We start from the raw sequence: 8,636 nt of genomic DNA, 5'->3' as shown, positions 1-8,636 counted from the left end.
CTGCGCGCGGAGGCCAACAAGGGGCGCATGCTGCCGTATGTGATCGAGCTCGACGGGCAGTTCTGCGGTCAGTTGACCATCGGCAACGTCACGCATGGGGCGTTGCGGTCGGCGTGGATCGGCTACTGGGTGGCGAAGTCGGCGACCGGCGGCGGGGTGGCCACCGGGGCGCTGGCGCTGGGTCTCGACCACTGCTTCGGTCCGGTCATGCTGCATCGTGTCGAGGCCACCGTGCGCCCGGAGAATGCGGCGAGCCGCGCTGTACTGGCAAAGGTCGGGTTTCGCGAAGAGGGCCTGCTGCGCCGCTATCTCGAGGTCGACAGGGCCTGGCGCGACCACCTGTTGGTGGCCATCACCGTGGAAGAGGTGTACGGGTCGGTGACGTCGAGCCTGGTCCGCGCCGGCCACGCCAGCTGGCCCTGATCGGAATCGTTCGAGGTCGGCGATCTGGATTCGCGGCGTCGTATCCGGGGCAAAAGCCCAGCATTTCGGTGTGTTGCGAACGTGACACGAGTGACGCTTGGTGCTTGTAATGGGCAAATTACAGGTGTGTAATTGTCCTGGGCGTTTAGCCGCGGCCGCACAGGCCACCGATGGGCCTTGCCGGGGAATCGCCGCGAAAGGAGCAGGTCATCATGCCGAGCATCCCGCAATCTTTGTTGTGGATTTCACTCGTGGTGCTTTGGCTGTTCGTGCTGGTGCCGATGCTGATCAGCAAACGTGACGCAGTGCGGCGGACCAGCGACGTGGCGTTGGCGACGAGAGTCCTCAACGGAGGTGCCGGCGCCCGCCTGCTCAAGCGGACCGGTCCGGCGGCCGGTCACCGCAGCGACCCCGAATGGAAGCCGGACGACGAGTGGGAAGACGAGCCGGTCGACGGGGCGTATGCCGATGCCGACCGCGACGACGTCGGTTCCGAGGAAGAGGCACCTGCGCGCCCGGTCGTTATGAAGGGTGCGGTCGCCGAGCCGGCCGAGCCCGACTACCTGGACGTCGACATTGTCGAGGATTCCGAGGCGCTGCCCGCCGGCGTCGACGCCGAGGCGGCCGAGCCGGTGGCTTCGGGTGCGGTTGACGAGGCTGCTGTCGAGACCGAGCCGGAAGCCGAGGCTGACGAAGAGCACTCCGACTCGGACGAGGTGGCCGACGAATACGAATACGTCGAGGACTCGTCCGGTTTGGAGCCCGAGGCAGACGACGAGGATTCGTCGGAGCCGGCTGAACGCTTTGCGCCCTCCGCATCCCGGCGGCGCCGGTTCGACTCGAAGACCGCAGCGGCGGTCAGTGCGCGGAAATACGCGTTCCGCAAACGCCTGCTGGTGGGCCTGGCGCTCGTCTTGATCGGCTCTGCGATAGCGGCGTTCGAAGTGTCGTCGGCCGCCTGGTGGATCTGTGGCAGCGCAACGGCTTTCACGGTCCTCTACCTGGGGTACCTGCGCCGTCAGACGCGCATCGAGGAGAAGGTGCGCCGGCGTCGGGCGCAGCGGATGGCACGTGCGCGGCTCGGCGTGGAGAACGCATACGACAGCGACTACGAGGTGGTCCCGTCGCGGTTGCGGCGCCCGGGCGCGGTGGTCCTCGAGATCGACGACGAGGACCCGATCTTCGAGCACCTCGACGACACAGTGTCCATGCGCAACTTCGGCTACCCCCGGGACCTGCCGCGCGCCGTCGGCCAGTAGCTTTCAGAAACGCCCGCGGCGGTCGGTGTCCTGGAACTGGTAGCCTGCTAGCGATCAGGGGCTATGGCGCAGTTGGTAGCGCGACTCGTTCGCATCGAGTAGGTCAGGGGTTCGAATCCCCTTAGCTCCACAGGAATAACCGCAGCTCACATGCCTGAACCGGGCTGAACGCCGCGGTCACGTCAAGACCTCCGTCAAGACGAGGGTGTATTGTGCGCTGCCATGGCGCCCATTCGCGTCCGTACTCGCCAAGACGGCACCTCCTATACAGCGGTGCTCTACGTGCAGAACGGCAAGCAGACCAGTAGCTCGTTCAACGAGCACCGAGAGGCCTTGCGCTTCCAGGAACTGGTGAACCGGACCAGCCCCGCGAAGGCGTTGGAAGTCTGGGCGGCCACTAGTCGCGGTACCGAATGCTTCACGGTCGCTAGGAGCGTGGGTCGGTAGCGCTTCGGGTGGGTGTGGGTCGCCGACTGTGGGTGGAGATCGCGTTCGAGGTGGTGTGCTCGATCTGGGTGCACGCTCGGTGATAACGCGAGCCACGAAGCCCTCGTGGGTGTTTGACTGCGCGATGGTGTGATCTGGTGGGTGGTTCAGCGGGCCGGTAGTGCGGCCAGTCCGGTGACGCCGATGTGGCCGTACAGTTTTCGCAGGTTGTGGCACGCGGTGAGCAGCAGCCATTCTCCACGTCGGGTGCTGTGGCAGGGGGCATCGGTCCGCTGATGCCGGCGGGCAACGCGAGTCCGGGTGGCACGGTGTCGGTGGTGGTGTAGGCCGCCGCCGCGGCGCCCTGCTGTCGTCGATGCAGATCTGGCGCCGTGCGGGTCGGTGCAACTACCGCACGTCGAACCGCGCCTGCACCATCTCTGTGGTCAAACCGTAGTCCGTCAGCGAGTAACGGTGCTTCGGCGCGCCGGGACCGTGACTGCCCTCGGCGTGGGCCTGTTTCATGGCCAGCACCGCCTCGTCGGTCAGCGGCAGGCCGAAGCGCTTATAGACGCCGCGGGCGGTGCCGACTGGATCGGCAACGAAGTCGAAGTAGTCCACGTCGCAGAACTGCTCCGGGTTGTGGCCGGCACGGGCGGTGTTGAAGCGTTCGATGGCACGGGCCCAGGTGTCGAGTACGTCCTGGCCGATTTGCGAGCCGACGAACGTGTTCGACCATCCGTCGGTGGAGTGCTCGGCCAGCGAGCACATTGATGCCAGCAGGGTTTCCGGCGGGCGATGGCATTGGACGATGAGTGCGTCCGGGTACACCTCCAGAATGGCGTTGAGCGAGAACAGATGGCTGGGGTTCTTGAGCACCCAACGCTTTTCGACGTCGTTGAGCCCGATCAGTTGGAGGTTCTTACGATGTCGCCGGAAGGACGGCGCCCAGTCCTGCTCCGCCAACCACCGCGCATAGGTGGGCACATGGGCCAGCGATTCGAAGGACACCGAGTGCACGGACTGCCGAAGCAGCTGCCAGCACTCTTCGAGGACGTCCTCGGCGATGTAATGCAGACCTAGGAAATCGGGATTCGCCCGGTGAGCCTGCGCGTAATAGGCCCGCAATTGGCGGTATTCCGGATAAGATTCCCACTCCTCACGTGGCGGACGCGGCTGCGGATACTCCGCAAGCCATAGTTCCAGCCCTTGATGGGCTGGGTCGGCGCCAAGGAGGCGGTGTAGCGCGGTGGTCCCGGTCCGGGGTAACCCTGTTACGAAGATGGGGCGCTCGATCGTGACGTCCGCGTGCGCCGGGTAGCGCCTCCAGGCGGCCTCGCTAAGCAGCCTGGCCACCAGTCCGGCGCGCAGGTAGCGCCGCGTCATCGTGGCCCCCAGAGGTGTGAAGCTCGCTTCGCGCTCATACGAGTCGAGCAGCGCGGCGAGCGCTTCGCGGAAGTTGTCGTCGTCGGCACCGAAATCACCATGCCCGGCCGCCTCGACGGCTTCGGCGCACAGATCATCCACGGTGCCGACATCGGTTCGTGCCGTCATGCCTTGTACTCCCCACAGTTGACATCAAGGGTCTGGCCGGTGATGCCGCCGGCCATGTCGCTGATCAGAAATAAGATGGCCGAGGCGACATCGTCCTCGGTGACCAATCGCTTCAGGTCGGAATTGGCCGCGGCGACCGCATAGACCTCATCGACAGAGACGCCCAACTCCTGCGCCTGCTCCTCGAAGTAGCCCTGCAGCACCTGTCCCCAGATATAGCCCGGCGCAACCGAATTCACACGGATACCGTCAAGGCCAAGCTCGCTGGACAGTGAATGCGACATCGCCAGCAACGCCGTCTTCGCCAGTTTGTAGGGACCGTAGAGCGGATCGGAATGCCTGATCACCATCGAACTGAGGTTGACGATCGATCCATTGGATTCGGAAAGTGCAGGCGTAAACGCCTGTGTCATCCGTAGCGCGCCGAGAACGGTCAATTCGATGGAGTCCCGGATGTGGGCAAAAGTGGTCTCGGCGAACGACTTCATCGATGGGTACATGAACGCGTTGTTGATCAGGGCGTCGACCTTGCCGTAGGCCGCCAGGGCCGACCGGGCGAGGTCGGCGACGTCGGTGTCTACCGTGATGTCGGTACGCATCGTCACCGCACGCCGGCCTATGTCGGCGATGGTCTTGGCGACGTCGTGCAGACGCGTAGCCGATCGGGCAGCCAATACCAGGTCGGCACCTTCTTCGGCGCAGCGCCGCGCGAGCGTCGTGCCGAGACCTGGCCCGACCCCGCTGATCACGACGACTTTATTCGTGAGTAGTCCCGTCATTACTCAGCCCAGCATTCGTTGCCCGATTTGGGCTTGCCGCAGCGCGATTCGGGATTGCCAGTCCTTTTCAGAGATCTTGTTGTCGGCGAAGAACGGAAGGACGGCAGGTACCGCGTCGAAGTCGACCAGCTCCACGGTGGGTCCATCGGCCTCTGCCATCTCACGCGACAACCGCTGCCATCGGAACTGCAGATACCCGCGCCGATGGCCCAGTGTCTCGACCCAGTTCGTCACACCGGGATTGCGATCGGCGACGACGATGCGAACCTTGCCGTCCGGATCGACTTGCGTCTGAACGCCGTTCAGCGACGTCTGGTGGTTGATGTAATCCAGCGAGATGTACCACATGCTGCCCAGCTGGAAGCCCTGATACGGTGCGTCGTTGATCGGAAGCGTGATGATCAGCGCCTGGTCGGCGCGAAGGTCGAAGTGTCCGGCCGACGAGTACTGGGTGGTCAGCCCACCGGGGGTGACACGCGGGGCCACCAGGGTGTTCACCGGAAGGTCCAGGTAGAACCACTGCGGGAACTTCAGCCAGGTCTTAACCCGGTTGACGAGTTCGGATGCCGCGGAAGCGAACTGCGTCTCGACCAGGTCGCGCGTCGGTGGCAGGGGAGCGGTGCCGACGGTGTCGGTGCGGTAGACGGCCAGCGATCCTCGCCGCGCTGACCAGTCGTTGTAGACCTCGCGGATCACCAGCTGCCCGGACTGCGTTGGCTGAAAGCGCCATTCGAAACTACCGTCGGGTGCGATGTCGAGTTCACGGTCGTCGAAGGCCACTTCGCTGGCCGGAACATTGTCATCGGTGTACTGCCCGGCGAGATACTGAAAACTCAGGTCGGTGGTTGTGCCGCGGACGCCGGTGACCACGTACTCGTGGCCCGCTCGCATCTTGGTGCCGAAGTAGAGGGTGTCGGGATTGTCGAGTCCCATCTTGGTGAACGGTCCGGTACCGGACAGCAAAAAGGGATGGTCCTCGTGCTGATTGAGAGCAATGTGCGTACAGGCCGCCACCCCGCCGGCCAGGTATTGCAGACCTTCGAGCAGGTCGGCGTCACCCTCGATGTGCGGCGCGGCCGCGATCAGCTGTTCGGCTTCGGCGATCCCGCTTATGAGGGGGTCGGAGAACATACCCGCGGACGTTAGGCGGGCTGTACCGGGTGAAATCGGCAGCGTCCACTCAGCGGGACGCTTTCTTGGTAAAGTTGGTCATTTCGAGCGGCTTTGTAAGTTAGCTGAGCCCAATGATCGCCCTGGCTGCGCAATCTGGCTTGGCTCAGGGGGTTTGGGGCGATCTGCCCTCGATTGAACTGGCGGCAGGACGGTTAGCGCATCGCGGACGTGCGCTCGGCCTGGAGGTGTTCGCTGCGTTGTTTCAGTGCGCGGGCAGTGTCGTCGAATGCGCGTTTCACCCAGGCGCCGGTCTCGGCCATGATGTCGTGCGCGCGGTCCCCTAGGAATGCATCCGTGGAGTGATAGCGGCAGCTGTCAGCACCGATGGGCTCGAGGACCTGGTCGCGCCGCGCCGCTTGCGGCGACTCCGCAGTGGCTCTGAGCTCCCACGACAGCAGTCGCTCGGGAACGAACGCACACACGTACTCGGTATTAGGGAACGTGCCGCCCACGCCCGAGTAGTCGGCGAGAACCATTTCCACTGCGGCACCCAACTCGAGCGTCGATATCGCCGATAGGCAGAACGGATTCCACTGGTGGTAGTTGTCGAGGTCGGTGAGGACATCCCAAACGACGCCGCAGGAAGCGCCGATCTCGACAGTGATAGAGCACACGAGCGTGGCTAAGTCATAGTCGGGAATGAGCAGTTCAGACATCAGACCTTCCAATCGCGAAGTGCGAGCAGACGGCTCGCCGCTCGACAGTTATCGAGCCGGATGCTGGCACAGGCGGGTTGGACAGTGAGCGCGCTGTGCCAGTCAGCGGGATCCCGATGTTCGATTAGTCGAGATCGAGGCTGTCGCACCGCCGTCGGCCGGCCGGACCGTCGCCCCGGGGCTCGGCCGTTGGAGCGGACAGGTGAGATCACCAGACTTAAAGTGACCGCCCAGTGGCCGGAACGAACGATCCGGGGCGGCCACCCACTGGTGTCCAATCGCAGGGCGCGCATAACGGGGCCCTGCCCCCCTGCTTCACCGCGAATCGTCAATGCGCACCAAGGCATGACCTCAGAACCAGGATGCGCCGAGGAAAGGAACACTAGTGACACCACCTAATGGATCGCTGCGTGGGCGAGTAGCCGTTGTCACCGGCGCGGCCCGCGGGCAGGGACGATCCCACGCCGTGCGGCTGGCCCGCGAAGGCGCCGACATCATTGCCATCGACATCTGTGCGGCGGTGTCTAACACCATCACCTATGCGGCGGCCACCCCTGAGGAGCTCGCCGACACGGTGCACGCCGTCGAGGCCGAGGGACGAAAGGTCCTCGCCCGTGAGGTCGACGTTCGCGACGGCGCCGCTACCCGCCAGGTGGTGGCCGACGCCGTCGAGCAGTTCGGGCGTCTGGACATTCTGGTGGCCAACGCCGGGGTACTGAGCTGGGGACGGTTGTGGGAGATGTCCGAGGAGCAGTGGGACACCGTTATCGAGGTCAACCTCTCGGGGACGTGGCGCACGGTACGGGCGGTGGTCCCGGCGATGATCGAAGCCGGCAATGGCGGTTCCATCGTCATCGTCAGCTCGGTAGCCGGCCTGAAAGCCACCCCGGGTAATGGGCACTATTCGGCGTCCAAGCACGGCCTGGTCGGACTGACCAATGCGTTGGCGATTGAGGCGGGCGAGTTCGGGATCCGGGTGAACTCCATTCACCCGTACTCGGTCGATACTGCGATGATCGAGCAGGACGCGATGATGACCATCTTCGGCACGTACCCGAACTACCTACATAGCTTTGCCCGGATGCCCTATCGTCTGCTCAACCGGGACGGCAAGACGCGCCACGACGACTTCATGGCGCCGGACGAAGTGTCCGACGTCGTCGCCTGGCTGGCCGGGGACGGTTCCGCCACACTGTCGGGCTCCCAGATCGCGGTCGACCGAGGGGTGTTGAAGTATTGAGCAGCCCCTTCACTGTGGAAGGGATATCCCGGTCCCTACAGTCGGCTCTGGTCACACGAGTGGTGTTGCTGGACAGCGTGATTCGTAGACGGAGCCGACCTGCTAACAAGTGGGCCTCGCCTTACACCGCGACGAAACATGCCCATCGACGAAAAGGCAGCACATTTCGATGCGACTGCCCCAACCCTATTTGGTCGCTGAGGGCGCTCCGTCGACGATCGGCAATTCGCCGTGCCGTGCTGCGTCGATGATCGAGGCGCTGAGGGCAGAACATGTCAGAAACAATCCACGTCCTCCGTAGGCGCCTAATCGCTCGGCGTCGGCACGCTCGGGACAGCATGCCGATGCGGCACCATCCCACTGGACGCTGGTCTGATTCCAGCTGCTCTTGCGGACCAGGACCTCAGCGGCGCAGCGCTCGCGGCGCACGGCCGTCATAGGTGCGTCCGCCAGTCGGTTGTCGGCGCGCAGGGTCATCCCACGGTTCCCGACGCGGCGGTCTTGGCTGCCATGCTGTCTTCGATCTCTCTCATCCACGCCTCAGTTGGGCGGGTGGTGTCCAATTCAAACTCGAAGCGGTCCACCATGTCCGGGGTCCCTCGATGCGGGGAACGGTGACCTCAGCCGGAGGCGCTTTGCGTTCCGGGTCGTTCCATCCGAAGAGCATTCCGTCCTACTCAACGGTGGGCCAGGTCTTCGTGCGGGCCAAGCGAGGTACCCGCCTGCTGTAGGGCACGTTCTTGCATCTGCCGTCACCGCCCCAAGGGCCTTCGGTGATGCATCCCCGCATCCGGTCACCGCCTTCGGCCACAAGTTGGTGGTCTTCCGTACCATTTCGAGCTGCGGCGCATCGATGGCCGGTGGAGGATCACCAAACGCACCAGCCGCGTCCTAGATGGTCAACCCGGCGCACACGCCTTGCTGAGGACCGGGCTGGCGGGTGTGGCGGCACCGGCTCTGGATGCGGCCGCGACGTGAGAGACTGTCCGCTGGTGTTCTTTTCCTTTGTCGCGCTCGATAATCCGGAGCCCGATCTGCACCGTCGCTACGACGAGTGGCATCAACTCGACCATCGACCAGAGAACCTGGCGCTACCGGGAGTCGCATGGGGTGATCGGTGGGCGCG

The 8,636-nt window shown here is 64.4% G+C and carries 10 protein-coding genes, 1 tRNA gene and 1 pseudogene; 6 read left to right on the top strand and 6 right to left on the bottom strand.

What is annotated here, in order from left to right; genetic code table 11:
* From VML93_RS05675 to VML93_RS38495, 5 genes are all read left to right on the top strand, one after another.
* Window positions 1–423 (top strand): GNAT family protein (locus VML93_RS05675; RefSeq protein ID WP_325608540.1); only part of this gene is annotated, 423 nt, incomplete at its 5' end.
* A 212-nt stretch (window positions 424–635) separates the two neighbouring features.
* Window positions 636–1,682, top strand: coding sequence for a gephyrin-like molybdotransferase receptor GlpR (gene glpR / locus VML93_RS05670; RefSeq protein ID WP_325608538.1), 1,047 nt, complete (start codon window positions 636–638; stop codon window positions 1,680–1,682).
* 57 nt (window positions 1,683–1,739) lie between these two features.
* Window positions 1,740–1,812 (top strand) — tRNA-Ala (locus VML93_RS05665).
* Between the two features lie 92 nt (window positions 1,813–1,904).
* The gene (locus VML93_RS05660; RefSeq protein WP_325608536.1) at window positions 1,905–2,129 is read left to right on the top strand and encodes a hypothetical protein; all 225 of its coding nucleotides are present in this window, start codon (window positions 1,905–1,907) and stop codon (window positions 2,127–2,129) included.
* A 185-nt stretch (window positions 2,130–2,314) separates the two neighbouring features.
* Window positions 2,315–2,455, top strand: coding sequence for a hypothetical protein (locus VML93_RS38495; RefSeq protein ID WP_414686288.1), 141 nt, complete (start codon window positions 2,315–2,317; stop codon window positions 2,453–2,455).
* Window positions 2,456–2,516: 61 nt separating this feature from the next.
* On the opposite strand, the gene VML93_RS05650 is transcribed toward VML93_RS38495, so the two are convergent.
* The 4 genes from VML93_RS05650 to VML93_RS05635 form a co-directional block, all read right to left on the bottom strand.
* Window positions 2,517–3,662: a sulfotransferase gene (locus VML93_RS05650; protein WP_325608534.1), complete on the bottom strand. Its 1,146-nt coding sequence runs from the start codon at window positions 3,660–3,662 to the stop codon at window positions 2,517–2,519.
* Complete coding sequence (locus tag VML93_RS05645) at window positions 3,659–4,441, bottom strand: SDR family oxidoreductase (protein WP_325608532.1); 783 nt, start codon at window positions 4,439–4,441, stop codon at window positions 3,659–3,661. The genes VML93_RS05650 and VML93_RS05645 overlap by 4 nt, the downstream gene beginning before the upstream one ends.
* Before the next feature lie 3 nt (window positions 4,442–4,444).
* Window positions 4,445–5,572, bottom strand: a complete 1,128-nt coding sequence (locus VML93_RS05640) for a hypothetical protein (RefSeq protein ID WP_325608530.1) — start codon at window positions 5,570–5,572, stop codon at window positions 4,445–4,447.
* A 194-nt stretch (window positions 5,573–5,766) separates the two neighbouring features.
* Window positions 5,767–6,270, bottom strand: a complete 504-nt coding sequence (locus VML93_RS05635) for an SRPBCC domain-containing protein (protein WP_325608528.1) — start codon at window positions 6,268–6,270, stop codon at window positions 5,767–5,769.
* 385 nt (window positions 6,271–6,655) lie between these two features.
* On the opposite strand from VML93_RS05635, the gene VML93_RS05630 reads away from it, so the two are divergent.
* Window positions 6,656–7,510, top strand: coding sequence for a mycofactocin-coupled SDR family oxidoreductase (locus VML93_RS05630; RefSeq protein WP_325608526.1), 855 nt, complete (start codon window positions 6,656–6,658; stop codon window positions 7,508–7,510).
* Between the two features lie 186 nt (window positions 7,511–7,696).
* Here VML93_RS05630 and VML93_RS05625 read toward each other — a convergent pair whose 3' ends face one another.
* Both VML93_RS05625 and VML93_RS05620 read right to left on the bottom strand, forming a co-directional pair.
* A complete protein-coding gene (locus VML93_RS05625; RefSeq protein WP_325608524.1) occupies window positions 7,697–7,987 on the bottom strand; it encodes a ferredoxin in 291 nt (96 codons plus the stop codon).
* A 79-nt stretch (window positions 7,988–8,066) separates the two neighbouring features.
* Window positions 8,067–8,273, bottom strand: a pseudogene (locus tag VML93_RS05620) (3-ketosteroid-9-alpha-hydroxylase); the annotation flags it as partial.
* Window positions 8,274–8,636: the final 363 nt, after the last annotated feature.

Origin of the sequence: Mycobacterium sp. (assembly GCF_035499775.1) — a bacterium.
Taxonomy (GTDB): domain Bacteria; phylum Actinomycetota; class Actinomycetes; order Mycobacteriales; family Mycobacteriaceae; genus Mycobacterium.
Note: the sequence above shows the minus strand (reverse complement) of the source record. Positions and strands in the feature narration are given on the sequence as shown.